The organism is Sinomonas soli (assembly GCF_054782415.1).
Genome location: NZ_BAAGSN010000004.1, coordinates 273,603 through 299,466 on the forward strand (window position 1 = coordinate 273,603; position 25,864 = coordinate 299,466).

At 72.4% G+C, this 25,864-nt stretch carries 23 protein-coding genes; 18 read left to right on the plus strand and 5 right to left on the minus strand.

The window, feature by feature from the left end:
* The first annotated feature begins 169 nt into the window (after positions 1 to 169).
* The 3 genes from ACYVKZ_RS04615 to ACYVKZ_RS04625 are packed head-to-tail and all read left to right on the plus strand — an operon-like array spanning position 170 to position 2,762.
* A complete protein-coding gene (locus ACYVKZ_RS04615) occupies positions 170 to 970 on the plus strand; it encodes an electron transfer flavoprotein subunit beta/FixA family protein (protein ID WP_460990878.1) in 801 nt (266 codons plus the stop codon).
* Positions 971 to 981: 11 nt separating this feature from the next.
* The gene (locus ACYVKZ_RS04620) at positions 982 to 1,959 is read left to right on the plus strand and encodes an electron transfer flavoprotein subunit alpha/FixB family protein (protein ID WP_460990880.1); all 978 of its coding nucleotides are present in this window, start codon (positions 982 to 984) and stop codon (positions 1,957 to 1,959) included.
* 14 nt (positions 1,960 to 1,973) lie between these two features.
* Positions 1,974 to 2,762 (plus strand): PIG-L deacetylase family protein, encoded by a 789-nt coding sequence (locus ACYVKZ_RS04625; RefSeq protein WP_460990882.1) that lies wholly within the window; start codon positions 1,974 to 1,976, stop codon positions 2,760 to 2,762.
* Positions 2,763 to 2,766: 4 nt separating this feature from the next.
* On the opposite strand, the gene ACYVKZ_RS04630 is transcribed toward ACYVKZ_RS04625, so the two are convergent.
* Together ACYVKZ_RS04630 and ACYVKZ_RS04635 are read right to left on the minus strand one after the other, a co-directional pair.
* The gene (locus ACYVKZ_RS04630) at positions 2,767 to 3,234 is read right to left on the minus strand and encodes a tRNA (cytidine(34)-2'-O)-methyltransferase (protein ID WP_310076944.1); all 468 of its coding nucleotides are present in this window, start codon (positions 3,232 to 3,234) and stop codon (positions 2,767 to 2,769) included.
* A gap of 46 nt (positions 3,235 to 3,280) precedes the next feature.
* Positions 3,281 to 4,234, minus strand: a complete 954-nt coding sequence (locus ACYVKZ_RS04635; protein ID WP_460990885.1) for a J domain-containing protein — start codon at positions 4,232 to 4,234, stop codon at positions 3,281 to 3,283.
* 72 nt (positions 4,235 to 4,306) lie between these two features.
* On the opposite strand from ACYVKZ_RS04635, the gene ACYVKZ_RS04640 reads away from it, so the two are divergent.
* Positions 4,307 to 5,260, plus strand: coding sequence for a diacylglycerol/lipid kinase family protein (locus ACYVKZ_RS04640; RefSeq protein WP_460990887.1), 954 nt, complete (start codon positions 4,307 to 4,309; stop codon positions 5,258 to 5,260).
* On the opposite strand, the gene ACYVKZ_RS04645 is transcribed toward ACYVKZ_RS04640, so the two are convergent.
* Positions 5,235 to 5,666: a hypothetical protein gene (locus ACYVKZ_RS04645; RefSeq protein WP_460990889.1), complete on the minus strand. Its 432-nt coding sequence runs from the start codon at positions 5,664 to 5,666 to the stop codon at positions 5,235 to 5,237. The two genes, ACYVKZ_RS04640 and ACYVKZ_RS04645, sit on opposite strands and share 26 nt — an antisense overlap.
* A 93-nt stretch (positions 5,667 to 5,759) precedes the next feature.
* Between ACYVKZ_RS04645 and ACYVKZ_RS04650 the strand changes: the two genes are divergently transcribed.
* Together ACYVKZ_RS04650 and ACYVKZ_RS04655 are read left to right on the plus strand one after the other, a co-directional pair.
* Positions 5,760 to 6,446: a helix-turn-helix transcriptional regulator gene (locus ACYVKZ_RS04650; protein WP_460990890.1), complete on the plus strand. Its 687-nt coding sequence runs from the start codon at positions 5,760 to 5,762 to the stop codon at positions 6,444 to 6,446.
* Positions 6,447 to 6,531: 85 nt separating this feature from the next.
* Positions 6,532 to 7,773, plus strand: coding sequence for a cysteine desulfurase family protein (locus ACYVKZ_RS04655; RefSeq protein ID WP_460990892.1), 1,242 nt, complete (start codon positions 6,532 to 6,534; stop codon positions 7,771 to 7,773).
* 305 nt (positions 7,774 to 8,078) lie between these two features.
* Here ACYVKZ_RS04655 and ACYVKZ_RS04660 read toward each other — a convergent pair whose 3' ends face one another.
* Positions 8,079 to 9,329: an NAD(P)/FAD-dependent oxidoreductase gene (locus ACYVKZ_RS04660; protein WP_460990894.1), complete on the minus strand. Its 1,251-nt coding sequence runs from the start codon at positions 9,327 to 9,329 to the stop codon at positions 8,079 to 8,081.
* A gap of 61 nt (positions 9,330 to 9,390) precedes the next feature.
* On the opposite strand from ACYVKZ_RS04660, the gene mnmA reads away from it, so the two are divergent.
* The 8 genes from mnmA (at position 9,391) to ACYVKZ_RS04700 (ending at position 19,152) form a co-directional block, all read left to right on the plus strand.
* Positions 9,391 to 10,551 (plus strand): tRNA 2-thiouridine(34) synthase MnmA, encoded by a 1,161-nt coding sequence (gene mnmA / locus ACYVKZ_RS04665; protein ID WP_460990895.1) that lies wholly within the window; start codon positions 9,391 to 9,393, stop codon positions 10,549 to 10,551.
* A 128-nt stretch (positions 10,552 to 10,679) separates the two neighbouring features.
* Entirely contained in the window at positions 10,680 to 11,834 is a 1,155-nt protein-coding gene (locus ACYVKZ_RS04670; RefSeq protein ID WP_460990897.1) for a hypothetical protein, read from the plus strand.
* A gap of 233 nt (positions 11,835 to 12,067) precedes the next feature.
* Complete coding sequence (locus ACYVKZ_RS04675) at positions 12,068 to 13,699, plus strand: ABC transporter substrate-binding protein (RefSeq protein ID WP_460990899.1); 1,632 nt, start codon at positions 12,068 to 12,070, stop codon at positions 13,697 to 13,699.
* A gap of 83 nt (positions 13,700 to 13,782) precedes the next feature.
* The gene (locus ACYVKZ_RS04680) at positions 13,783 to 14,871 is read left to right on the plus strand and encodes an ABC transporter permease (RefSeq protein WP_307003957.1); all 1,089 of its coding nucleotides are present in this window, start codon (positions 13,783 to 13,785) and stop codon (positions 14,869 to 14,871) included.
* Positions 14,871 to 15,902 carry an ABC transporter permease gene (locus tag ACYVKZ_RS04685; RefSeq protein ID WP_460990901.1) on the plus strand — a complete coding sequence of 344 codons (1,032 nt, stop codon included), beginning with the start codon at positions 14,871 to 14,873 and terminating at the stop codon, positions 15,900 to 15,902. Before ACYVKZ_RS04680 ends, ACYVKZ_RS04685 begins: the two co-directional genes overlap by 1 nt.
* The gene (locus tag ACYVKZ_RS04690) at positions 15,899 to 17,605 is read left to right on the plus strand and encodes a dipeptide ABC transporter ATP-binding protein (protein ID WP_460990903.1); all 1,707 of its coding nucleotides are present in this window, start codon (positions 15,899 to 15,901) and stop codon (positions 17,603 to 17,605) included. The genes ACYVKZ_RS04685 and ACYVKZ_RS04690 overlap by 4 nt, the downstream gene beginning before the upstream one ends.
* A gap of 111 nt (positions 17,606 to 17,716) precedes the next feature.
* Positions 17,717 to 18,139 carry a chorismate mutase gene (locus tag ACYVKZ_RS04695; RefSeq protein WP_460990905.1) on the plus strand — a complete coding sequence of 141 codons (423 nt, stop codon included), beginning with the start codon at positions 17,717 to 17,719 and terminating at the stop codon, positions 18,137 to 18,139.
* On the plus strand, positions 18,136 to 19,152 hold the full coding sequence (locus ACYVKZ_RS04700; protein ID WP_460990907.1) for a uroporphyrinogen decarboxylase/cobalamine-independent methonine synthase family protein: 1,017 nt from the start codon (positions 18,136 to 18,138) through the stop codon (positions 19,150 to 19,152). The genes ACYVKZ_RS04695 and ACYVKZ_RS04700 overlap by 4 nt, the downstream gene beginning before the upstream one ends.
* A 16-nt stretch (positions 19,153 to 19,168) precedes the next feature.
* Here the strand turns inward: ACYVKZ_RS04700 and ACYVKZ_RS04705 are convergent, their stop codons facing one another.
* Complete coding sequence (locus tag ACYVKZ_RS04705; RefSeq protein ID WP_460990909.1) at positions 19,169 to 20,056, minus strand: cytochrome c oxidase assembly protein; 888 nt, start codon at positions 20,054 to 20,056, stop codon at positions 19,169 to 19,171.
* Between the two features lie 164 nt (positions 20,057 to 20,220).
* Between ACYVKZ_RS04705 and mtrA the strand changes: the two genes are divergently transcribed.
* The 4 genes from mtrA to ACYVKZ_RS04725 all read left to right on the plus strand — a co-directional run bounded on the left by mtrA (position 20,221) and on the right by ACYVKZ_RS04725 (position 25,802).
* Positions 20,221 to 20,895, plus strand: a complete 675-nt coding sequence (mtrA, locus tag ACYVKZ_RS04710; protein WP_307003949.1) for an MtrAB system response regulator MtrA — start codon at positions 20,221 to 20,223, stop codon at positions 20,893 to 20,895.
* Positions 20,896 to 20,929: 34 nt separating this feature from the next.
* Positions 20,930 to 22,981 (plus strand): MtrAB system histidine kinase MtrB, encoded by a 2,052-nt coding sequence (gene mtrB / locus ACYVKZ_RS04715; protein ID WP_460990912.1) that lies wholly within the window; start codon positions 20,930 to 20,932, stop codon positions 22,979 to 22,981.
* The gene (locus ACYVKZ_RS04720; protein ID WP_460990913.1) at positions 22,981 to 24,696 is read left to right on the plus strand and encodes an LpqB family beta-propeller domain-containing protein; all 1,716 of its coding nucleotides are present in this window, start codon (positions 22,981 to 22,983) and stop codon (positions 24,694 to 24,696) included. The genes mtrB and ACYVKZ_RS04720 overlap by 1 nt, the downstream gene beginning before the upstream one ends.
* A gap of 92 nt (positions 24,697 to 24,788) precedes the next feature.
* On the plus strand, positions 24,789 to 25,802 hold the full coding sequence (locus tag ACYVKZ_RS04725; RefSeq protein WP_460990914.1) for a ComF family protein: 1,014 nt from the start codon (positions 24,789 to 24,791) through the stop codon (positions 25,800 to 25,802).
* Positions 25,803 to 25,864: the final 62 nt, after the last annotated feature.

The window sequence follows — 25,864 nt, forward strand, 5'->3', positions numbered from 1 at the left end:
GACACAGACCCGGGCTGGGGCAGCGGATTCGGCGGCGCGTGTGATTAGCTAGGGCGTGCCCGGCATGCACGCCGCGCGCGGCGCAGTCGCGCCCGCGGGCGATCCGGGCGCACCTGCCACGGACGGTCCCCGCCCGCGGCACGTACGCGAGCATGGAAGGCCTTGGACCGTGGGAGACACCCTCAAGATCGTCGTGCTGGTCAAGCACGTCCCTGATGCGCAATTCGACCGTCACATCGGCCCTGAGCGCACCCTCGACCGCTCCGAGAGCATCCTCTCCGAGCTGGACGAGTATGCCCTCGAGGCCGCGCTGCAGCTCACGGACGCCCGCGGCGGCGACAAGGGCGGCAACGAGGTCGTCGCGCTGACCATGGGCGGCCCCGATGCCGCCAACGCGCTCAAGAAGGCCCTGCAGATCGGCGCCAGCTCGGGGGTGCACCTCAGCGACGAGGCGCTCGCGGGCTCGGACGCGTGGGCCACCTCCCTCGCCCTGGCTGCCGCGGTCCGCACCCTCGGCGACGTGGACCTCGTCATCACGGGCATGGCCTCGACCGACGGCGAGACGTCCCTCGTGCCCGCCCAGCTCGCCGAGCGCCTGGGCCTGCCTCAGCTGACCTTTGCGTCCTCGCTCGAGGTCTCGGGCAGCACCGTGACGATCCAGCGCGATGGCGACGGCGTGACCGAGACTGTCGAGGCCGAGCTGCCCGCCCTCGTGTCCGTCACCGACCAGGCCAACGAGCCGCGCTACCCCAACTTCAAGGGGATCCTCGCGGCCAAGAAGAAGAAGGTCGCCACGCTCTCGCTCGCCGAGGTCGGGCTCGACGCCGGCCAGGTCGGCGCCGCGGGTTCCCTCACGGCCGTCGAGTCGGCCCAGCCGCGCCCGCCGCGCGCCGCCGGCACGATCATCACCGACGAGGGCGACGCGGGCGTCAAGCTCGTCGACTTCCTGGCCGCGCAGAAGCTCATCTGAGGGAGAAGGCAATGACTGAAGCGAATGTCCTGGTGGTCCTCGACGGCGTCGGGGAGTCCCTGAAGAAGTCCCAGCTCGAGCTCCTGTCCGCCGGGCGCCTCCTCGGCACGGTGTCGGTGGCCGCGACCGCCCCCGTCGGAGAGGCCCTCCTCGCCGAGCTGCGCGAGAACGGTGCGGCCGCCGCGTACGTCCCCGACAGGGCCGACCTGTCCGGGTACCTCGTCGGGCCCACCGCCGCGTGGCTCTCCGAGGTCGTCTCGGCCTCGGATGCGCAAGGCCGGCCGGTGGGCACCGTGCTGCTCGACAACTCGCCGGCCGGCCGGGAGACCGCGGCCCGGCTGGGCGTCCGGCTCGGCGCCGGCGTGATCACCGACGTGGTCGGCCTCGAGCCCGACGGCACGGCCCACAAGTCCGTCCTCGCGGGCTCCTACGAGGACCGCGCCCGGGCCACCAGCCCCGTCTCGGTCCTGACGCTCAAGGCCAACCTCGACCTCGGGGCCACCGGCACGCCGGCACCCGGCGACGCCTCCGTCACTCCCGTGGCCGTCCCCGCTGGCGCGCTCGCGCGCTCCGGGCGGGTCACGGGCCGGGCCGCCAAGGCCAGCTCGGGCCGCCCGGACCTCACCGAGGCCCGCGTCGTCGTGGCCGGCGGCCGCGGGACCGACGGCGACTTCGGGCCCGTGGAGGAGCTGGCCGACGCCCTCGGCGGCGCGGTCGGTGCCTCGCGTGCCGCAGCCGATGCAGGGTGGGTGAGCCACGACCTGCAGGTCGGCCAGACGGGCAAGACTGTCTCGCCGCAGCTGTACATCTCCGCCGGCATCTCCGGGGCCGTGCAGCAGAAGGCGGGCATGCAGACCGCCAAGGTCATCGTCGCGGTCAACTCCGACCCCGAGTCGCCCGTCTTCGAGATCGCCGACTTCGGCGTGGTCGGCGACCTGTTCGAGGTGCTTCCGCAGGCGACCGCCGAGATCAAGCGGCGCCGCGGCTGATGGCCCCTGCCGAGATGACTGGGGCCACGCGCGGCGGCGCAAGGAAGCCGGGGCCGTTCGACCCGTCGCGCCACCGGGTTCGCCGGGTCGTCGCATTCGGCGCCCACCCGGACGACCTCGACTTCGGCGTCTCCGGCACCGTCGCCGCCTGGACGGCGGCGGGGGTCGAGGTGCACTACTGCATCATGACCGACGGCGACGCGGGCGGCTTCGAGCCGGAGCACCGCGCGGGCATCGTGGCGATGCGCCACGAGGAGCAGCGCGGCGCCGCCGCCCTCGTCGGCGTCACCGACGTGCACTTCCTCGGCTACCGGGACGGCTACCTCGAGCCCACGCACGAGGTGATGCGGGACGTCGTCGAGCTCGTGCGGCGGGTGCGCCCCGACGTCGTGCTCGCGATGCACCCCGAGCGGAACTGGGACCGGATCCAGAAGTCCCACCCGGACCACCTGGCGTGCGGCGAGGCGGTCACGCGCGCGGTGTACCCGGCGCTCGAGAACCCGTACGCGTACCCCGAGCTCGCCGAGGCGGGCCTGGACGCCTACCGGCTGCCCTGGCTGTGGCTGTACGCGGGGCCCGCGGAGCGCACCAACCACTGCACGGACGTGAGCGGTTTCGTGGACACGAAGATCGCCGCCCTCCAGATCCACATCAGCCAGCATCCGGACGTGGCGGCGATGGAGGAGTCGGTCCGCTCGCGCATGCGCGCGTCGGCGCTCGAGGCCGGCCTGCCCGCGGGCGCGTCGGCCGAGGAGTTCCATGTGGTCTCGGTCAACAACCCGGAGACGATCGCGGGCTTCTGAAGGCTCAGAGCTGGGCGCCCGCGAACCCGTTCTGCCGCCACGCCTCGTAGACCGCGATCGACGCGGAGTTGGCGAGGTTGAGCGAGCGCCTCGACGGGAGCATCGGCAGCCGGACGCGGGCCGTGACCCGGGGATCGTCGAGCACCTCCTGGGGCAGCCCCACGGACTCGGGGCCGAAGAAGAGCACATCGCCCGGAGCGTAGGCCACGTCCGCGAACGGGGTGTCCCCGTGCGAGGTGAATGCGAAGACCCGCGCGGGCAGCAGCGCCGCGAACGCGTCCTCGAGCGTCGCATGGACGGTGACGTGGGCGAGGTCGTGGTAGTCGAGGCCCGCGCGGCGCAGGTTCGCGTCCTCGAAGTTGAACCCGAGCGGCTCGACGAGGTGCAGGTGCGAGCCGGTCACGGCGGAGAGCCGGATGGCGTTGCCGGTGTTGCCCGGGATCTCGGGCGTGTAGAAGAGGATGCGGAACACGCCCTCCATCCTAGGCGCGCCCGGGGCGCGGCCCGTCCAGGGCCGGTCAGTGCAGGCCGGTGAGCAGCCGGGCGAGGGCCGGGACGAGGACGACGTTGGGCTGCGGGCCGGACGAGAGGAAGAACGTGAGCTCGCGGACGAACTTGGAGGCATTGAGCGGCTCGACGAGGCCGCCCGCGCCGCGGCGGACGTCGATGACGGGCTCGTGGGGGTTCTCGTCCGGGGTCTGGACGAGGATGAAGCCCTGGACGTTGAGCTCGCCGAACACCTCCTGGAAGTCGCGCACCTGCTCGGCGAGCCGCGGCGGGGCGACCGTCCTGGCGCCGTGGACCAGGTGCGCGCCGTCCCATGCGTAGTTCCCCCGCGGCACGAGCATCGAGTCGACGAGGGCGAGCCGGTAGCCGGCGAGGACGGCGTGCGCCACATGGGACGCGTCCCGGGGAGCGCGCAGGCCGTTGAGCAGCCGTGCCGAGGGGATGGTGCCCAGGATGCGGCGGCGAATGAGGGCCGCCGTGCGCTCCTCGCGCTGGATCCGCGCCTCGGCCCCGAACAGGCCGCGCCGGCGGGGCGCGCCGTGCTCGGGCCGCGCGGCGACCGCCGCCGGAAGGAGCGGCGCCGTGCCCGGCTCGAACGGCGGGATGTAGACCGCCGGCTCGGCGGCGGGGTTGCGCTGGCCCGGCGTCCTCGGCGCTGGCCGCGCGGTGAACCCGCCGGTCGGGGACCCGGCCGGGGCGGACGACGCCGGGCCGGCACCTGCCGCGGCGCGGCCGGCCTCGCGCTGGGGGGAGGACGTGAAGTAGCTGCGGTCGTAGGCCTCGCGGGCCCGCGGGTCCGCGAGGACCTCGAAGGCCAGGGTGACCCGGCGGAACTCGCCGACGTCGCCGCCGTGGTCGGGATGGTGGGCCCGCGCGGCGCGGCGGTAGGCGCGCCGGATCTCGGCCTCGCTCGCGGTGACCGGCACGCCGAGTACCTCGTAGTGGGACGGCACGTGCGCGGGCATGGGTCCATCGTAGGGGCGCGGGCAGGGCACGCCGTCCCGGCCCGCGCCCGGAGCCCTGCGATAATCGCGCACATGCCCCTTCCCGAGGACTCTCCCGCCAGGATTACCCTCGCCGTGAACCCGGCCGCCCATGCAGGGCTGGGGGACCGCCGCGGCCGCGAGGCGGCGGCTGCCCTGCGCTCCCGCGGGGTGGCGGTGACCGAGCTGCGCCGGGGGAGCGCCTCCGAGCTCGCGGCGGCCGTCGTGCAGGCGCTGCCGGACTCCGACGCGGTGGTCGCGGTGGGCGGCGACGGCGTCGTCAACCTCGTCGCCAATGTGCTTGCGGGCACGGGCGTGCCCCTCGGGGTGGTCCCGGCGGGGACCGGGAACGACGTCGCGCGCCTGCTGGGAGTGCCGCTCGACTCGGTGGCAGGCGCCGTCGAGGCGCTCCTCGCTGCCCTCGAGGCTGGCCCGCGCCGCCTCGACCTCGGGCGCATCGAGTGGCCCGGCGGCCAGCGGCACTATGTCGCGGTGGCCTCGGCGGGCTTCGACGCGCGGGTCAACGAGCGCGCCAATGGCTGGCGCTGGCCGCGCGGCCGGGCCAGGTACGTCCTCGCCGTGCTGCGCGAACTCGTCTCGTTCCGGCCCATCCCGTTCGACCTCGCTGCCGACGGCGCGTCCGGCCGCCGGCTCGCCATGCTCGTCTCGGTGGCCAACGGGCCCTCGCTCGGCGGCGGGATGCTCGTGGCCCCGGCAGCCCGCGCGGACGACGGCGCGCTCGACCTCCTCGTGGTCGGGCCCCTGTCCGTGCCCGCGTTCCTCGCCGTCTTCCCGAAGGTCTTCCGGGGAGCGCACGTGGGGCACCCGGCGGTCGAGCTGAGCACGGTGCGGAGCGTGCGCCTGGGCGCGCCGGGAATGGTGGTCTACGCGGACGGGGAGCGGGTCGCCGCCGGGGCCGTGGACATCAGTGTGGTCCCCCGGGCACTGGCTGTCCTCGCGGCCCCGACGGCGGACCCGGTGCTCAGGCCCGGCGGGCGAGCCGGCTGAGGGCCAGCGCCCCGACGAGCAGTCCGAAGTCCCGCAGGGCCACGTCGAAGCCGTGCCCGAGCAGGAGGAGATTGACGATGATGCCGGCGAGCCAGAGCGCCACGACCAGCGAACCCCAGCGCGGGGTCCAGGCCACGAGCAGGCCCGCGACGATCTCGACCACGCCCACGATGTGCATGAAGGTCTGGGCACTGAGGGGGACGATCGCGGTGGCGGCCGGGGCGAGATAGTCCGGCCAGTAGGTGAGGACGTTGAAGAACTTGTCGAGCCCGAACAGGATCGGGGCGACGACGTAGAGGGTGCGGAGCATGAGGTACGCCTGGTCGGCGGGCGCGAGCGATCGCACGCGGCTCCTGCTGCCGAATCCGCGCAGGTGGCCGTGGTGCGGGGCTGAAGTGGCTGACATGGCCTTCTCCTTCGGTATAAATGGTGATTCGAATTTTAGAACCGTGGGCGCTCTAAAACAATGGATCACGTTTTTGGATGTAGGATGGGCCGTATGGCAGGACCCACCTGGCGCCAGCGGCTCGGCGCCCTGGCAGCGCTCGGCGAGGACCGGCGTCGTGCGCTCTACCTCTACGTCCGCGGTGCGGGGCGGCCCGTGGGCCGCGACGAGGCCGCCGACGCCCTGGGGCTCTCCCGCGCGGCAGCGGCGGCGCACCTGGACCGGCTCGTGGACGACGGCGTCCTGTCCGCCACGTTCGCCAAGCCGTCCGAGCGCCGCGGCCCCGGGTCCGGACGTCCCTCCAAGTTCTACGTGGCGACCGTGACCGAGATCGTCGCCGCGGTGCCCGAACGCTCGTACGAGCTGGCCGGCGACCTCCTCGCCGCAGCGGCCGAGAGGTCGATGGCCGCCGGCACCCCGATGGCCCAGGCGCTCGCGGCCGTGGGGCGGGAGGCAGGGGAGGCCCTCGGGGCCGAGCACGGCAGCATCGGCGCCGTCCTGGAGGCCACGGGCTACGCCCCTGTTCCGGGCGCCGCGGGATCCATCGAGCTGGGCAACTGCCCCTTCCACCGGCTCTCCCGCGGCCACCGCGATGTGGTGTGCAGCCTCAACGGTGCGCTGCTCTCCGGCGCGCTCGACGGGTGCGGGGATGCCGAGCACTCGGTCGAGGCGGTCGAGCCGGCGGAGCCCGGGGCGGGCGCGCACGCGTGCTGCGCCCGGATCGTCCCCCGCACCCCATGACGCCGCGCTGACGCCCGGCACCGGCTGGCGTGGGAGGGCCCCTGCTCGGGCGGCGCACAGCGCAGGCGGCGCCTACAGTGGAGAGGTGCCTGTCTACCTCGACCACGCGGCCACCACGCCTGTGACTCCCGCAGCGCTGGCGGCCTACACGGGCCAGATCGCCCGCGGCGGCAACCCGTCCTCCCTCCATGCCGCGGGGCAGGCCGGCCGCCGCGTGCTCGAGGACGCCCGCGAGTCGCTGGCCGCCTCCCTCGGGGCCCACCCGACTGAGATCGTCTTCACCTCCGGAGGGACCGAGTCGGACAACCTGGCGCTCAAGGGCCTGTACTGGGTCCGGCGCGCCGAGGACCCGCGGCGTCGGCGGATCCTGTGCTCGAGCGTGGAGCACCACGCCGTGGCGGACACCGTCGAGTGGCTCGAGGCGCATGAGGGCGCGGAGGCCGTGTGGCTGCCGTGTGACCGGGACGGCGTCACGAGCCTGGACGCGCTCCGCGCCGAGCTCGAGAGGGATCCCGGGTCCGTGGCGCTCGTGGCGCTCATGTGGGCCAACAACGAGGTGGGGACGGTCCAGCCGGTCCAGGAGGCCGCCCGCCTCGCCGCGGCCCACGGGGTGCCCGTCCACTCCGACGCGGTCCAGGCGTTCGGGCACCTGCCCGTGGACTTCGCCGGCTCCGGGCTGGCCACCCTCGCGGTGAGCGGCCACAAGCTCGGCGCCCCCGTGGGGATCGGGGCGCTCGCGGTCCGCCGTGACGCAGCTCCCACGCCGCTCCTGCACGGCGGCGGCCAGCAGCGCGGCCTGCGCTCCGGCACGCTCGACGCCGCCGGCGGCGCCGCCTTCGCTGTGGCCGCGCACGACGCCGTCGCCCGCCTCCCCGAGGAGGCCCGGCGCCTCGCGGGGCTGCGCGACAGGCTGCTGGCGGGCATCGAACGCGAGGTGCCCGGCGCCGTCGTGAGCGGCCCCCCGATCGGCGGCAGCCCCGACGGAGACGGCCTCCGCACGAGGCTCCCCGGAATCGCGCACGTGACCTTCCCCGGGTGCGAGGGGGACTCGCTGCTGTTCCTGCTCGACATGGCGGGGATCGCCACGTCGACGGGCTCCGCCTGCACGGCCGGGGTACCGCGGCCCTCCCATGTGCTGCTCGCCATGGGGCGCTCGGAGGAGGAGGCACGCGGATCGCAGAGGTTCAGCCTCGGCTGGAACTCGACGGAGGCCGATGTCGACGCCCTCCTGAAGGCGATCGGTCCCGCCGTGGAGCAGGCCCGGGCCGCGGGCATGGCCGGGCACGAGAGCCGCATCGAGACGGCAAGCACCCGCGCCCGCCGCTGACCCCCCCTTCTGGGGGTCATCTCCTGGGGGTCACCCTCTGAAGGTCACTTCCGGGGGGTGCTGAGGCGAGCCGGGCGGCCGACGGCGAGTGCCGGCGTCGTGCGCGTTCCCCACCGTCCCGCTGGCCCGGCCACCGCCGGCAACGATCGCCCTGAGGGGCGGAACCGACCTGCTTTCGGACACGCCGCAGCCCGAAACGCCGTCAGCAGAGCCGACACGCCGAACCGGGCGCGAGAAAGCCGGTCGGATTCGTCCGACCCGCAAGAGGTGACCCTCAGGAGGTGACACCTCCAGTGTGAAGGCGGCTAGGTCGCGGCGAGCTCGGCGAGCGGGACGGACGGGTCCGCGAGCCGGCGCGGATCGAGGCGGGCCCGCGAGGCGATGAGCGCCTTGATGGCCTTCTGCTGCCGCGGGACGTTGACGTTCATCCCGCCCACGAGGGCCCCGTCGCGCACCCACAGGGCCACGAAGCCCTCCTTGGCCGCCTCCGCGGTCGCGATCGAGCCCCGCAGCACAAGCTGGGCGCCGTGCACGAGCTGCCAGTAGCCCGAGTACTCCATGCTGAGCCCCGCCTGGTCCGTGTAGAAGTACGGGGCGAGGTCCAGCGTGGCCTCCTGGCCCAGCATCGACCGTGCCGCGACCTTCCCGCCGTTGAGCGCATTGGACCAGTGCTCGCTGCGCACATGCTCGCCCGTGAAGGGCTGGAGCGAGCTCGCCACGTCTCCGGCAGCGTAGACGTCCGGTGTCCGGGTGCGCAGCGACGCGTCGGTGACGATGCCGTTGCGCACCGGGATGCGGGCCTCCTCGGCCAGATGAGTCTCCGGCTCCACGCCGACGGCCACCACCACTGTCTCCGCCGCGATCCGCTCGCCGGTGTTCAGCACCACCGCGCCCACGCCCTCGCCGTGGGGGGATCGGACGAACTCCACCGGATGGCAGCCGAGCCGGAAGGCCACGCCCTCGGCCTCGAGGGCACGGCGGAACACGTCTCCGAGGGCAGGCTCGAGCTGCCGGAGCACGGTGGTGTGGCGGCCCAGCACGGTGACCTCGTTCCCGTACTCCCGCGCCGCCGCCGCGACCTCGAGGCCGATCCACCCCGTGCCGACCACCGCCACGCGCCCGCCCCCGCCCGAGAGGGCGCCGCGCAGCGCGAGCGAGTCCTCGAACCGGCGGAGGCTGTGGACGCCCTCGAGCTTTGTGCCCGGGACGTCGAGCCGGCGCGGCTGGGCGCCGGTGGCGATGAGCAGCTTCGAATACGGCAGGAGGGCGTCGTTCTCGAGCCGGACCATGCGGGCAGCCGGGATGATCTGGACGGCCCGTTCACCCAGCAGCAGCTCGACGTCGTTCTCGTCGTACCACGGCCGCGGATTGACCTCGAGCTCTGCCTCGGTCCCGGTGCCCTTGAGGAACTCCTTCGACAGCGGGGGACGCAGGTAGGGGGCGCGCCGCTCCCCGGCCACAATCCGCACGGGGCCGCCGTAGCCTTCCTGGCGCAGCGTCTTCGCCGCGCTCCCCGCCGCGAGGCCCCCGCCGGCGATGACGATCGGATGCTCCATGTGCCCTCCCTGCCGCCGAGGATCGGGGCGGCCGGGCCGCCCTCGACGCTAGAATAGACCGGTGCGAGTTCTGGCAGCCATGAGCGGGGGAGTGGATTCGGCCGTCGCCGCCGCCCGCGCCGTCGAGGCGGGGCATGACGTCGTCGGGGTCCATCTGGCCCTCAACCGCATGCCGGGGACCCTGCGCACCGGCTCCCGCGGCTGCTGCACGATCGAGGACTCGAACGACGCGTGGCGGGCCTGCGACAGGCTGGGCATCCCGTTCTACGTCTGGGACTTCTCCGAGCGGTTCAAGGCGGACGTGGTGGACGACTTCGTGGCCGAGTACGCCGCGGGCCGCACCCCGAATCCCTGCATGCGCTGCAACGAGCGGATCAAGTTCGCCGCCCTCCTCGAGAAGGCTCTCGCCCTCGGCTTCGACGCCGTCTGCACGGGCCACTACGCCAAGGTCATCCGGACCGCGGACGGCAGCCCGGAGCTGCACCGCGCCGCGGACTGGGCCAAGGACCAGTCCTACGTGCTCGGGGTCCTCACCGCCGAGCAGCTCGAGCACTGCCTCTTCCCGCTCGCGGACACCCCGAGCAAGGCCGAGGTCCGCGCGGAGGCGACCCGGCGCGGCCTCTCCGTCGCGAAGAAGCCGGACAGCCACGACATCTGCTTCATCTCCGACGGCGACACGCGCGGCTGGCTCGCGGAGCAGATTGAGATGGAGCCCGGCGTCATCGTCGACGAGACCGGCGCCAAGGTCGGCGAGCACACCGGCGCGAACGCCTTCACCGTGGGGCAGCGCCGGGGACTGCGACTGGGCCGCCCGGCACCGGACGGGAAGCCGCGCTTCGTCCTCGAGATCCGGCCCAAGGACGCCATGGTCGTGGTGGGGCCCGAGAAGCTCCTCGCCGTCGAGCGGATCCGCGGAATCCGCCTCTCCTGGGCGGGCCTGCCGCCGACCGGCGCCGAGGCCGGCGAGGAGTTCGTCTGCGAGGCCCAGGTCCGGGCGCACGGCGACCCGGTGCCGGCCCGCGCCCGGCTCGAACCGGCCGCCGCGGCGGGGGACGGGGCCGGGGAGGCGGCCAACGGCGTGCCGGGCCCGGTCCTCGAGGTCACCCTCGACACGCCCCTGCGCGGGGTGGCCCCCGGACAGACGGTGGTCCTGTACCAGGGCACCCGCGTCCTCGGCCAGGCCACCATCGACACCGCCCGCGCGCTGGACCGCGTGGGCTGACGCCCCTGAAGTGCGCCCTGCGCTGACGTGCTGGCGCTGTTCTCCCGCCGTACACCTGCGTGACGCCCCTCCTGCACCTAGGCCGGCTAGCCTGCCGCTGTCCAGCCCCACGCAGAGGAAGAAGCGCCATGCCCGCCCACAACGACCGTCCGCGCGCTGCCCATCCACACGCTGCCCGCCCGCAGGCTGCCCGTCGGCGCGGCCGCCTTGCAGCAGCAGCGGCAGCCGTCGCCCTGGCAGCCGTCGCCGCGGCCGCCCTGCCTTCGGCAGGCCTCCCCACCCCAGGCCTCGCCCCCGTGGCCTCGGCCGCATGGGCCGCCGACACCACGCCGAGCGCCGGGACCAAGCCCGCCTTCAGCTTCGCCGTCATCGGCGACACCCCCTACGGCGCGGCCGCGGCAGCGGACTTCCCCTCCCAGGTCGCCCAGCTGAACGCCGACACCTCGCTCGACTTCGTGATCCACGTCGGCGACATCAAGAACGGCTCCACGGCGTGCTCGGACGAGTACTTCTCCCAGATCCGGGCTGACTTCGACGCTTTCACGCATCCGCTCGTGTACACGCCCGGCGACAACGAGTGGACCGACTGCCACCGGGCCAACAACGGCGCCTACAACCCGCTCGAGCGACTCGCGAAGATCCGCGAGGTGTTCTTCAGCACCCCGGGCAAGACCCTCGGCGCGACCATGCCGGTGACGAGCCAGGCCGCCCTCGGCGTGCCCGAGAACGTGTCCTTCACGAGGAACCGCGTGGCCTTCGCTGCGATCAACGTCCCGGGCAGCAACAACTCCTCCCAGCCGTGGACGGGCCTCGGCAAGACCGCCGAGACCCCCGAGCAGGCCGCGGAGGTGCGCTCCCGCACAGCCGCGGACATCGCCGAGGTCAGGCAGACCTTCGCCCAGGCGAAGCAGCGCCACGACCGCACGGTGGTGATCGCCCAGCAGGCGGACATGTTCGACCCGACCTACACGCCGACGCCCCAGGACATCAGCGCCTTCACGCCGCTCGTGCAGGCCCTCGTGGACGAGGCCTCGGCCTTCGACGGCGAGGTGTACCTGTTCAACGGCGACAGCCACGTCTACAACAGCGACCGCCCGCTCGCCTCCGGCTCCACCTGGCTCGCGCGCTACGGAGTCAAGGGCTCGGCCGACAACCTGACGCGCATCACGGTCGACGGCTCCTCGCATGCGACCGACTACCTCAAGGTCGACGTCGCCGCCGACGGCGACGCCGGGAGGGGCCGCCCCGTGCTCAGCTGGCAGCGCGTCCCCTTCACGCAGTAGGGGAGGCACCCTCCGCGGACGACGGCGCGCTGCGAGTTCCGCCGTCGTCCGCGGCGCCGCCAGGGTAGCCCCGAGGGGACAAAGGTCACTGTTAGGTCTCGATTGATTCAAACAAGTCCTTCACTTCACGGAATTAGTGATTGAATCGATGGCATCAGGACTGTGCCTTGGGTCACGCCCGCGCGTGCCCGCGTGGGGAGGGCACGGCCACTTTCGACAAGAAAAGGTCATTGATGTCTCAGACCAGATTTGCTGTGCGGAGCGCGATCGCGCTCGCCGGCGTCACCCTGCTCACGCTGACGGCGTGCACGGGGCCTTCCGGAGGATCCTCCTCGAACAGCTCAGCCTCGAGTGGGCCCATCACGGTCGGCACCACCGACAAGGTCACCTTCCTCGATCCCGCAGGGTCCTACGACAACGGGTCGTTCATGGTCATGAACCAGATCTACCCCTTCCTGCTCAACTCCAAGCCCGGCAGCGCCGAGCCGCAGCCGGACATCGCGGAGTCGGCCTCGTTCACCTCGCCGACCGAGTACACGGTCAAGCTCAAGAGCGGGCTCAAGTGGGCCAATGGCGACACGCTTGACTCCGCCGACGTGAAGTTCTCCTTCGACCGGCAGGTCAAGATCAACGACCCCAACGGCCCCGCCTCGCTCCTTGACAATCTCGCGAGCGTCGACGCCAAGGACGCCACAACGGTCGTGTTCCACCTCAAGAAGGGCAACGACCAGACGTTCCCGCAGGTGCTCACCGGCCCGGTCGGGCCGATCGTCGACCACAAGGTCTTCCCGGCCGACAAGGTCATGAACGACGAGGACATCATCTCGAAGAAGGCCTTCGCCGGCCCGTACACGATTTCCTCGTACCAGAAGAACCAGCTCGTGTCCTTCAAGGCGAACCCCGACTACCAGGGCCTCCTCGGCAAGCCGGCCACGGACACGGTCAACCTCAAGTACTACTCCGACTCGAACAACCTCAAGCTCGATGTCCAGCAGGGCAACATCGACGTCGCCTGGCGCTCCCTGACCGCCACGGACGTCGACAGCCTGTCCAAGGACAACAAGGTCGCCATCCACAAGGGCCCCGGCGGCGAGATCCGCTACATCGTGTTCAACTTCGACACGATGCCCTTCGGCGCCAAGACCCCCGAGGCCGACCCCGCCAAGTCCCTGGCCGTGCGCCAGGCCATGGCCGACCTCGTTGACCGCGACGCGATCGCCTCCCAGGTCTACAAGGGCACCTACAGCCCCCTGTACTCCTACATCCCGGACGGCTTCCTCGGGGCCACGACCCCGCTGAAGTCGATGTACGGCGACGGCAACGGCAAGCCCAGCGCGGACAAGGCCAAGAAGGCCCTCACCGACGCCGGCATCACGAGCCCGGTGACGCTGAACCTGCAGTACAACCCGGACCACTACGGGACGTCCTCGGGCGATGAGTACGCCCTCGTGAAGCAGCAGCTCGAGGCCGGCGGCCTGTTCAAGGTTAACCTCCAGTCCACGGAGTGGGTCACCTACGCCAAGGACCGCACCAAGGACGTGTACCCGATGTACCAGCTTGGGTGGTTCCCGGACTTCTCCGACCCGGACAACTACCTCACGCCGTTCTTCACCGCGAACAACTTCCTGAAGAACCACTACACCAACACGGCCGTCCAGGACCTCATCTCCAAGGAGGCCACCAACCCGGACAAGAGCTCCCGCTCCCAGCAGCTCGGGCAGATCCAGGACGATGTCGCCAAGGACCTCTCGACCCTGCCGCTGCTGCAGGGCTCGCAGGTCGCCGTGTCCGGGAAGTCGGTCAAGGGCGTCGACTCGACGCTCGACCCGTCCTTCAAGTTCCGCCTCGGCGTCCTGAGCAAGTAGCCGGCACGGACCACAGCTAGACCAACGCGGCGGCGGGATGCACAACCGGCATCCCGCCGCTGCGGTGCGGAGGAACCCCCACCATGACTGCATTCACCGAGGCGCCCCCAGAAGCCGCGGGTGTCCCAGAGCCCGTCGCCAAAACCAAGGGCGGCGGCCTCCTGACCTACCTGATGATCCGCTTCCTGCTGATCATCCCGACCATCCTCATCCTCGTGACCATGGTCTTCTTCCTCATGAGGATCACAGGAGACCCCATCACCGCCGCGCTCGGCGGCCGCCTCCCGGCGGACCAGCTCCAGCAGCGCATCCACGAGGCCGGCTACGACCGGCCCATCATGGTCCAGTACTTCGAGTACCTGGGCCAGATCTTCACCGGCAACTTCGGCCGCACGATCTCCGACAACCGCGCCGTGACGGACATGCTCGCGACGTTCGGCTCCGCGACGCTCGAGCTGGCGATCAACGCCGTCGTCGTCGCACTCATCGTCGGCATCCCCCTCGGCATGGTTGCCGCGCACCGGCGGGACAAGGGCTCCGACGCCGTGCTCCGGGTCCTCGCGATCCTGTTCTACGCCACGCCGGTCTTCTTCGCCGGGCTCCTGCTCAAGCTCGTCTTCGGCGTCTGGCTCGGCTGGACGCCCATCGCCGGGCGGGCGACGACGACGACCGAGCTCGCGCTCACCCAGCTGTCGGCCCCGACCGGCATCTACTGGCTCGACGCGCTCCGGAGCGGCAACATGGCCGCCTTCTGGGACGTCGAGCAGCACGCGATCCTCCCGGGCCTCGCCCTCGGGCTCCTCACGGCCGGCGTGTTCCTGCGGCTCGTGCGGACCAACCTCATCGGCACCCTCGGCAAGGACTACGTCGAGGCCGGCCGCTCGCGGGGCGTGAGCGAGTTCCGGCTCGTCACCAAGCACGCTTACAAGCCCGCGCTCATCCCCATCATCACCGTGATGGGCCTGCAGATCGCCCTCCTGCTCGGCGGCGCGGTCCTCACCGAGACGACCTTCGAGTGGAAGGGCCTCGGCTTCCAGCTGGCGCAGTACCTGACCGCCCGTGACTTCGTCGCGGTGCAGGGCATCGTCGTTCTCCTGGCGGTGATCGTCGCGGTGACCAACTTCATCGTGGACGTCATCGCCGCCCTCATCGACCCGAGAGTGAGGTACTGATGACGGCCCCCACCCCGACCCCTTCCTCCGTCGCAGAAGCACCGCAGATCGAGCGTAAGGACCCGCTCTGGACCAGGATCCCCGTCCTCGCCCAGGTGCGGATGAGCGTGGGCGTCCAGCGCACCATGCTCATCGCGGGCCTGGTCCTCACCGGCATCTTCCTCCTCTGCGCGGTCTTCGCGCCGCTCATCGCCCCCTACGGCTACTCGCAGCTGGCCGATGCCGGCGGCAACTTCCCCACCCAGGACCCGCCCAGTGCCAAGCACCTCTGGGGCACGACCGTCGGCGGGTACGACGTGTTCTCCCGCGTCGTGTGGGGCACCCAGACGGCCATCCTGGTGATCATCGTGGCTGTGATCCTGTCCATCTTCGTGGGCGTGGCCCTCGGCCTCGTGTCCGGGTACGTCGGCGGGTGGCTCGACAGGATCCTCGTGGTCGTCGCCGACGCCGTGTACGCGTTCCCCTCGCTGCTCGTGGCGATCGTCATGTCGATCGTCATCAGCCACGGCCAGTCCAGCCTCTGGGGCGGCATCATGGCCGCCGCGATCTCGATCACGGTCGTCTTCATCCCGCAGTACTTCCGCGTGGTGCGCGCTGAGGCGATCCGCCTCAAGGCCGAGCCGTTCGTGGAGTCCGCCAAGGTGATCGGCGCCTCGAGCACGAGGATCATGGCGCGGCACGTGTTCCGCAACGCGACCCGCAGCATCCCGCTGATCTTCACGCTCAACGCCTCGGAGGCCATCCTGACGCTGGCCGGTCTGGGCTTCCTCGGGTTCGGGATCGAGCCCACGAGCGCCGCCGAGTGGGGCTACGACCTGAGCAAGGCGACGTCCGACGTGACGGCGGGGATCTGGTGGACCGGAGTCTTCCCCGGCCTCGCCATCGTCCTGACGGTCCTCGGCCTGACCCTCGTGGGCGAGAGCATGAACGACCTCGCCGACGCGCGGATCCGCACCCGCGGAAAGAAGAAGAGCGCGGCCAAGGGCGCCAAGAGCGCCGCGCCCGCCGTCTCGGAAGGAAGCCCAGCATGAGTGAGCAACTCGACGTGGCACCCGCGGCGGCGCCCTCGGCCACGGTCCTGGACATCGACGACCTCGAGGTGACGTTCGCCACCGACGCGGGGGCGGTCAACGCGGTGCGCGGTGTCAGCCTCGACGTCCGCGCCGGCGAGGTCGTCGCCGTCGTCGGCGAATCCGGCTCGGGCAAGACCGTCACGGCCAAGACCATCCTCGGCCTCCTCCCCGAGACCGCGACGAGCTCCGGCGCGGTCGTGATCAACGGGCACAATGTGGTCAGCCTCAGCGCGGGCAAGCTCCGCGAACTGCGGGGCCGCGACGTGGCGATGGTGTTCCAGGAGCCCTCCACGGCGCTCAACCCCGTCTTCACGGTCGGCTGGCAGATCGCCGAGGGCATCCGGGCGCACCACGGCCGCGACGGGAAGAAGGTCACCCGGAAGGAGGCCAAGGAGCGGGCGGTCGAGGCCCTGCGCAAGGTCGGCATCCCCGATCCGGAGAAGCGGGTCGACTACTACCCGCACCAGTTCTCGGGCGGCCAGAAGCAGAGGGTGGTCATCGCGGCAGCGCTCGCGCTCGACCCCGAGCTCATCGTGGCCGACGAGCCGACGACGGCGCTCGACGTCACCGTCCAGGCCGAGATCCTCGAGCTCCTGCGCGACCTGCGGGACCTGTACGGGACCTCGATCGTGCTCATCACCCACAACATGGGCGTCGTGGCCGACCTCGCGGACCGCGTCGTGGTGATGTACCAGGGCGAGGTGGTCGAGGAGGCACCGGTGCGCACGCTCTTCGCCAGCCCGCGCGAGGACTACACGCGCCGCCTGCTCGACGCCGTGCCGCACCTCGGGCGGGAATCGGCCTCCGAGGGGGCGACCGAGCGCCTGCGGCAGGACGGGGAGGTCCTCGTCGAGGCCAAGGGGCTCGACATCACCTATCCCGGCCGCCTCGGCACGCCGCCGTTCCGCGCCGTCCAGGACGTGTCCTTCACGGTGCGCGCCGGCGAGGTGTTCGGGCTCGTCGGGGAGTCCGGATCGGGCAAGACGACGATCGGCCGGGCGATCGCCGGACTCAACCGGGCCACCGGCGGGAGCCTGAAGGTCCTCGGGCACGAGATGGTCGGGTTCAAGGAGCGGGCCTTCAAGCCGGTCCGCAAGGACATCGGCTTCGTGTTCCAGGACCCGGCGGCGTCCTTCAATCCGCAGCTCACCATCGGCGAGTGCATCGCGGAGCCGCTGATCGTCCATCTGGACCTCGATTCCGCGCAGGTGCGGCGCCGCGTGGGCGAGTTGCTCGAATCAGTGCAGCTGCCGGCGGCGTACGCCGCCCGCTACCCGCACGAGCTCTCCGGCGGCCAGCGCCAGCGGGCCTCCCTCGCCCGGGCCCTCGCGCTCGAGCCGAAGCTGCTGGTCGCGGACGAGCCCACCTCGGCCCTCGACGTGTCGGTGCAGGCGAAGGTCCTCGAGCTGTTCCGCGAGATCCAGGCCGAACTGGGCTTCGCGGCGCTGTTCATCAGCCACGACCTCGCCGTGGTGGACCAGCTCAGCCACTGGGTCGGCGTGCTGTACAAGGGGCGCATGGTCGAGCAGGGGATCGGCAGCCAGGTCATGGGTGCCCCCCAGCACGACTACACGAAGCGGCTCATCGCCTCGCTCCCGGTTCCGGACCCCATGGAGCAGGCCGAGCGGCGCCGCGCGCACCGGGCCCTCCTCGAGAGCTGAACCGGCCGGAGCGACCTCCGGCATGGCCTGCGGCCCCCCACCCGGACACGGGCGGGGGGCCGCTCCCGTCACGGAAACGGGCCGTCGGCGCCGCCCCATAGACTGGGCAGCATGACCGAGCAGCGACCTGACACCGACGTCGAGATGACAGCGACCCCGCCGGAGTATGACCCGAGCGCCAGTTCGCTGACGGGCCACGTCGACCCCGCCGTGATGGCTGAGCTCCTCTCGATCCGGTCAAGCATCGACAACTTCGATGCGACCCTCGTGTACCTGCTGGCCGAGCGCTTCAAGGTCACCCAGCGGGTCGGGTTCCTCAAGGCCCAGCACCACCTGCCGCCGGCCGACCCGGACCGCGAGGCCGCCCAGATCGCCCGCCTCCGCCGCCTGGCCGAGGAGGCACAGCTCGACCCGGCCTTCGCCGAGAAGTTCCTGAACTTCATCATCAGCGAGGTCATCCGGCACCATCAGGCGATCGCCGAGGACCACGGCCAGGGCACCCCGGGCCAGGCGCCCGCGGACGCGGGCGCGTGACCGGCCAGGTCACAGCCACGGCCCTCGGCGACTGGCCGGGCACCGATCCGCTCGAGGCAGCGAAGGCGATCCGCGGCGAACTCGGGGCGCCCCACTTGCCCGTCCTGGCCGAACTGCCGGACCGCGGCGTCGGCTCCGACCCGGTCGGCAGGACGGCCTCGATCCTCGCCGACCTGCACGCCGACGTCCAGCCCCACGGCTGGCGCCTCGTGCCCCAGCCCGGGCTCGACGCGGCCCGCGCGGCCTCCGCCCTGTCCACGGATCTGAACGTCCTCGCGGACGTGGCGGGGGACGAGGAGAGCAGCGCGGAGGCCCTCCATGTTCGCGTGCTGGGCCCGCTGAGCCTCATGGCAGGCCTCTACCTGCCCTCCGGCGAACGCGTCCTCGTCGACCACGGCGCCCGGCGGGATGTCGCGCAGTCCCTCGCCGCAGGGCTCGCCCCGTTCCTCGACCGCGTCGGGCGCGCGGTCCCGGGGGCGCGCCTCACCGTGCAGCTGGACGAGCCGGACGCTGCCCGCGTCCTGGCCGGGCTCCTGCCGACGGCGAGCGGCTACCGGACACTGCGGTCGGTGCCCGCGGAGGAGGCCCGCCTTGCCTGGGGCTGGGCCGCCGAGGCGCTGCACGCGGCGGGCGCGGAGACCGTCGTCGTGAATCTCCCGGCGTGGGAGGCGCCGATCGGGCGGGTGCTCGACGCCGGCGCCGACGCCGTGTCGCTGCCTGTCGCGGACCTGACGGTGCCGCAGTGGGAGGAGCTGGCCGGCGCCGTCGAGGCGGGCGCGGGAGTGTGGCTCGGGGCGGTCCCGCACGACGCCGCGGCCCGGCCCCGCACCCGCGAGCTTGCCGAGCGCGTCCTGCGGCCGTGGCGCCAGCTCGGCCTCCCGCTCTCTGCGCTCGACGCCGTCCGGCTCACCCCGGTGGGCGGCCTCGCCGCCCTCAGGCCTGCCGAGGCGACCGCGCTCCTGACCGCGGCGGTCAAGGCCGCCGACGCGGTCAACCAGATCGCCCTCGGCTGAGCCCTCCGGGAACCGCTCAACCGTTCCCGCGGCGCAGGTGCTCCTCGGCGAGGGCGTCCATCTCCTCGTCGGTGAGCTGGTCGAAGGACCTCGCCTCCCGGCGGTCGCTGCGCGAGAAGCGCACGAACATGAGGATGATGACCGGGATGTCGACCGCCTCGGCGATGAACCACAGGAGGTCGCCGGCAAGCTGCTGGTCCCGCAGCGGGGTCGGGAACCAGGCGGCCGCGCCGGCCGGCCACGCCGAGACACCGTCGAGCACGGTGGGGGCCAGGCGGAGGAAGATCCCCGGGATCGCGTCCGCGAGGAGCTCGATGAAGACGTAGACGAACTCCAGGACGATGAACGCGCTGGAGCGTTCGAACGACTCGGCCTCCGTCAGCGGCAGCGCGAGGACGAGGCCGACGAGGGGCACGAGGACGCTCAGGGCCCCGCTCACCACCGGCTGCGAACGGTAGAGCGCCAGCAGCGGGGTGAGGAACGTGCCGAAGAGCACCATCCCGATGATCGGGGCCACGAAGGCGTTGCCGAGGATCCTCACGGCCGGGCTCTGCATGAGGCTCCCGAGCCGTGCCCGCCCCGCGTCGCCGAGCGTGGCCTGTGCGAGGCCCACGGGCCGTCCGAGCCCCGCGAAGAGCGGGACGACGAAGAACATGAGCGCGATCTTCAGCGTGAACGCCCAGCGCAGCGAGGACCCGTACGCGCCGGTGAACTCGCACGCGAGCACGAGGTACGCCCCGAGGCCGAGCACGTAGAAGCACAGCGCGCGCCACAGCGGCCACGCGATCCCGCGGCGCCGTGCCCTGGCCATGCCGACCCCGTACAGCGCCCCGGCCGCTAGCGCCAGGAGGGCCGCCGCGGGATCGAGCACGAACGAGGCGAGCGCAGTGGTCAGGGGAGGCACAGGGCGCAGCCTAGTGGGCTTCGCTGGGACGGCGCTGGAAACGCCGGTGCCGCCCCGGCGACGGGCGCGGCGGGCGCGCCGCCTAGAATGGACCAAACGCATGCCCGGGCCCTCAACGGCCCGGAGGGAACGCGAGATCGCGCAGTTGGGGGAGAGTGGAAGGCATGAAGGCACGCATTCTGGTCGTCGACGACGACGAGGCCCTGGCCGAGATGATCGGCATCGTCCTGCGCAACGACGGGTTCGATCCCGTCTTCTGCGCGGACGGCGCCCAGGCCCCCGACGTGTTCCGGGCCCAGAAGCCGGACCTCATCCTCCTCGACCTCATGCTGCCGGGGCTCGACGGGATCGAGGTGTGCCGGCAGATCCGCTCGGAGTCGGACGTGCCGATCGTCATGCTCACGGCGAAGTCGGACACCTCGGACGTGGTGCGGGGCCTCGAGTCGGGCGCGGACGACTACGTGCCCAAGCCCTTCAAGCCGGCCGAACTCGTGGCCCGGGTCCGCGCGCGGCTGCGCCCCGGCGAGACCAAGGCGCCCGAGACGCTGCGTATCGGCGAAGTCACGATCGACGTCGCCGGGCACACCGTCCGGCGCGGCGACGAGTACATCTCCCTGACCCCGCTCGAGTTCGACCTCCTCGTGGCCCTCGCCCGCAAGCCCTGGCAGGTCTTCACCCGCGAGCTGCTGCTCGAGCAGGTGTGGGGCTACCGCCACGCCGCCGACACGAGGCTCGTCAACGTCCACGTCCAGCGCCTGCGCTCGAAGATCGAGCGCGACCCCGAGGCCCCCGAGGTGATCCTCACCGTGCGCGGCGTCGGGTACAAGGCCGGGAGCTAGCACAGGGCACGCACCGCGCGCCAGATCGAGACCGATGGACATCGAGCAGGACCACCGCACGCCACCCGGGACGCAGCAGACGCCCGGCGCCGAGCACGGTGCTGCCCAGCGGCCGGCCGCTGGCGGGCCCACCCCGGGCGGGACGGATTCCCCGGCCGGCGACGCCCCCCAGGGCCGCACGCCAGGCGGGGAAGCGGCCCAGGCCGGCGCGGCCCGGGCCGGCTCGCGGCTGCGCCTGGCCCGCGGACTCGCCCGCCGCTGGGCGACGCGGCGCAAGGTGGGGGACCGGGTGCGGATCACGGCCAAGCGCGCCCGCGTCCTCGGCATCCGCGCGTTCCGCGCCGGGGTCCGCGGGCTGCGGAACATCGGGCCCACCATCCTCGCGGCGAGGGGAGGGTTCGCCCGCCGCTGGCGGCGTTCCCTCCAGTTCCGCACGGTGCTCGTCACGCTCCTGCTGACGTTCGTCTCCTTCCTGGCGGTCGGCGCCTACCTGTCGAACCAGATCGCCAACAACCTCTTCCAGGAGCGCCTCGCACAGGCCGAGGTGCAGACCCGCCAGTCGGTCCAGCAGGTCCAGGAGACGTTCGACGGCGCCCAGGTCACCGACCAGCAGGGCGTGCTCAAGCTGGTCAACGACACCCTCAACCAGCTCGAGAACCGAGAATCCGGCACGCCGCGGCAGTACGTGTTCCTGGCTGTGCCGAACCAGGACCAGCCGCGCAACCGCTGGGTGGACTCCCGCGCCTCCTACCTGCGGACGGAGAACGACATCCCGCAGACCCTGCGGGACGCCGTCCAGCACTCCCAGCAGGAGCAGTACTGGCAGTCCATCCCGCTGACCGTGGACAACCGCGTCCACCCGGCCATCGCCGTGGGCAACAAGGTCAGCTTCGGCGGCACCGTGTACGAGCTGTACCTCATCTACGACATCGAGACCGCACAGCAGACCCTCGACGACATGCAGAACGTGCTGTGGTTCGGCGGCATCTTCCTGCTCCTGCTCATCGGCGCGATCACGTGGATCGTGACCCGCGGCGTCGTGTCCCCGGTGAGCCATGCCGCGGCCGTGTCGGAGAAGCTCGCCTCCGGCCAGCTCGAGGAGCGCATGGCCGTCGAGGGCGAGGACGAGGTGGCGCGCCTCGGCGCATCGTTCAACCACATGGCCGCGAACCTGCAGGAGCAGATCACGGCCCTCGCGAACCTCTCCCGCATGCAGCAGCGGTTCGTCTCCGACGTCAGCCACGAGCTCCGCACCCCGCTGACCACCGTGCGGATGGCCGCCGAGGTGCTCTTCGACGCGCGGGACACGTTCAACCCGGTCACCAAGCGATCCGCCGAGCTGCTCTACAACCAGGTGGAGCGGTTCCAAGCCCTGCTGAACGACCTGCTCGAGATCTCCCGCTTCGACGCGGGCGCCGCAGTGCTCGACGCCGAGCCGCAGGACCTGGTCCTGGTGGTCCGCACCGTCATCGAGACTGCGGCGCCGATCGCCGCGGCCTGCGGCTCCGAGGTACGCCTCTACACGCGCTCTCCCAGCATCGTCGTCGAGATGGACGGCCGGCGGATCGAGCGCGTCCTGCGCAACCTGCTGCTCAACGCCCTCGAGCACGGCGAGGGACGCCCGGTGGAGATCTTCCTCGCCGCGAACGCCGATTCCGTCGGGGTGTCCGTGCGGGACCACGGCATCGGCATGTCGCCGTCGGAGGCTGCCCGCGTCTTCGACCGCTTCTGGCGCGCCGACCCGGCCCGCGCCCGCACCACGGGCGGCTCCGGGCTGGGCCTGTCCATCGCCACCGAGGACGTCAAGCTGCACAACGGCTGGCTGCAGGCGTGGGGGAAGCCCGGTCAGGGCTCGTGCTTCCGCCTGACGCTTCCGCTGCGCGCGGGCCAGGAGATCGTCGAGTCCCCGGTCGCGCTCCAGCCTGCCGACGGCGACGTGGTGCTGGTCGAGGAGCAGTCGACGCGCGGCGTCGTGCTGGGCTCGTTCCACGCCGCGGGCGGCGCGGCCGCGGACGACGGCGGGACCCCGCCGTCGTCGGACGCGCCGCCACCGGGCGGGGCCGCCACGGAAGGGGAACAGCGGTGATGCGCCGTTCGATACCGGCCGCGGTCCTCGCGGCGCTGCTCGCGCTCGCCACGCTGGCGGGGTGTGCCCAGATCCCCACGACCGGCACGGTCGGCAAGAGCCGCGACAGCGCCGTGACCCTTGGCAACGCGCCCCAGATCATCCCGCCCGGCCCCCGCGACGGGGCCAGCCCGCAGGCCATGATCGACGGGTTCTTCAACGCCGGCAGCGGCTACCAGAACGACTTCACGGTGGCGCGGCAGTTCCTCGCCCCCGCGCAGGCGGTGTCCTGGAAGCCCAGCGACCGGACCCTCGTCTACCGCGGCAGCGCGACCGTGGTGGCGACGGGGAAGGAGAACCAGTACCGCTACGAATTCGACCTCGCGTACTCGGTGGACTCGCAGGGCATCACGACACCGTTCCCGCCGGGCACCAAGGAGCACATCGACGTCACCCTCTCCCAGGTGGACGGCCAGTGGCGCCTGTCCAACCTGCCGGACGGCACGGCCATCCCCGAGGAGACGTTCAAGGCGCTCTACAGGCCCTTCTCCCTGTACTTCTACGACCCCTCCTTCACGACGCTCGTGCCGGACGTGCGCTGGTTCATCGACAACTCCGGGGTCGCGAAGTCGCTCGTGAGCGCCCTCATCGCGGGGCCGGCGCCCTATCTGCGCTCGGCGGTCGCGAGTGCGTTCCCGCAGGGGATCCGGCTCGAACGCGAGTCGGTGCCGATCGTGGACAACACCGCCCAAGTCGACCTGACGCCCGAGCTCCGGGATGCCTCGTTCACGGACCGGCAGCGCATGCGCTACCAGCTGGTGCGGACCTTCTCGGGGATCAGCTCCGTCGTGGATGTGACACTGCGGTCGAACCAGGCCGATGTGACCCTCGAGGACCCGACCACGGGCAAATCGGTCCCCGAGCCCGTCGTCGACCCCAAGGTCCCGGCCTGGCAGGTGGGCATCGCCGGCGGCGAGCTCGTCCAGTACGCCAGCCGCCAGGCCGCCAGGATCGACGGGCTGCGCAGCGTGGCCTCGCTCGCGCCCCACGATCCCGCCGCGTCGGCGTCGCAGCATGTCTACGCCTTCCTCGGCGAGAAGGGCCTCTATTCCATCGTGCAGAACCAGGCGCCCCGGCTCCTCGACTCGCGGACCCGCTTCAGCCCGCCCTCGATCGACCCCTTCGACTGGGTATGGACTGCCGGCCCGGGCGGCGGCGGGGCGACCGAGGCGGTCGCCTACAAGCCGGCCGGGGTCGCTGAGGGAGCGCCCGTGCCCAAGGCGACGCTGACGGCCCCGTGGCTCGCGGGCCGGACGGTCGAGGACCTGCGCGTCTCGCGGGACGGCACCCGCGCCCTCGTCCTCTCGAGCCAGGGAGACTCCACGGCGCTCCAGGTCGCCGGCGTGCAGCGGGCCGCCGACGGCACGCCGCGCGAGCTCTCCACGCCCATCACGCTGTCGACGACCGAGAAGAGCCCCCGCCGGGCCGTCTGGGTCGACGACACCACGATCCTCGTCTCCGGGGTGTCCGCGAACGATCCGGTGGCTCCCGAGCTGGTCTCCCTCAAGGGCGGAGACCCCCGGCAGCTCCCGCAGCTGCCGGGGATCGAGGCGATCTCGGCCGGCAACGGCGACCAGGAGATCTACGCCCAGACACCGGCAGGGGTCTTCGCCCTCGTCCGGACCACGTGGACCGAGCTGGGCAAGGGCGTCGAGGGCCTCTCCTTCGCCGGATAGCGGGGGCCGCCGCCGGATGGCACAGCGCACCGGCGTCCACATGGAGGCCCCGACGCTGGCTCCCGGACACGCAGTCGGGCAAGGCTGGGGGCATGGATCCTGCCCCTGCCGATCGAGCGTCCGCACGCCCGCCCGCCACGGCGGCCCGTGGGCCGCGGCCAGGGCCGGCCACGGCCGGACGGCACACGGGCCGTCCCGCGCACCCGGCGCTGCGGCTGCTCGAAGGCGCGGCCGGCGCGGCGAGGGACCTGCTCGGACTCCTCGTCCCGGTCGACTGTGCCGCCTGCGGCGCCCCTGACAGGGAGCTCTGCGGCGCCTGCGCGAGGCAGGTCCGCCGCCTCACCGCCGGGCCCGCCCGCGTCGAGGAGCATGCCCCGGCGCTCATCGAGGCGGGCGGCCGGGTCCTGCTCCCCGCCGTGTCCGCCGGGCCCTACCGCAACGAGCTCTCACTCACGCTTCTGGCCTTCAAACGGCACGGCAGCGCGGTCCTCGCCGCAGAGCTCGCCGCCGCGCTCGGACGCGGCCTGGCCGCCGCGGCGGGGAACGCTCGGCCGGGCACCGACGGCGGCCTGCTCCTCGTGCCCGTCCCCACCAGCGGCGGGGCGTTCCTGCGCCGGGGCTTCGACCCGCTGCAGGTGCTGCTCGCCCGAGTCCGGCGCGCCGGACGCCTCCCGCCCGGGACCCTGTGGGTCGAGGCGCTCGCCCCCCGCCGCCGCGGGACCCGCGAGCGGCTCGCGCAGGCCCTGCGCGCGGCGGCCTCCGCCGGCGGAGGGTCCCAGAAGGGACTCGGCCGCTCCCAGCGCCGCGCCCGCGTCTCCGGGTCTCTCGCCGCCCGGCGGCGGCTCACCGTGCGGGGACGTGGCGCCCGGATCCCGGCCGGCGGCCGCACGGTCCGGTCCCTGCGCGGGCGCCGCTGCCTCGTCGTCGACGATGTCCTGACCACCGGCGCGACCGCCAGGGAGGCGGCCCACGCCCTCGAGGCCGCCGGGGCCGTCGTCGTCGGACTCGTGGCCATCGCCCACGTGCCGCTGCCCGAGGCCGGCCCCGGCCCGAAGGCGGCTACGCTCCCAGCGGACACACAGCGGGAGGATGCCAACGGGGGATGAATAAACCGTGACGATCCACTAACGTCGGTGATGGGTCCTTTAGCCAGAAGGACCTGTCGATA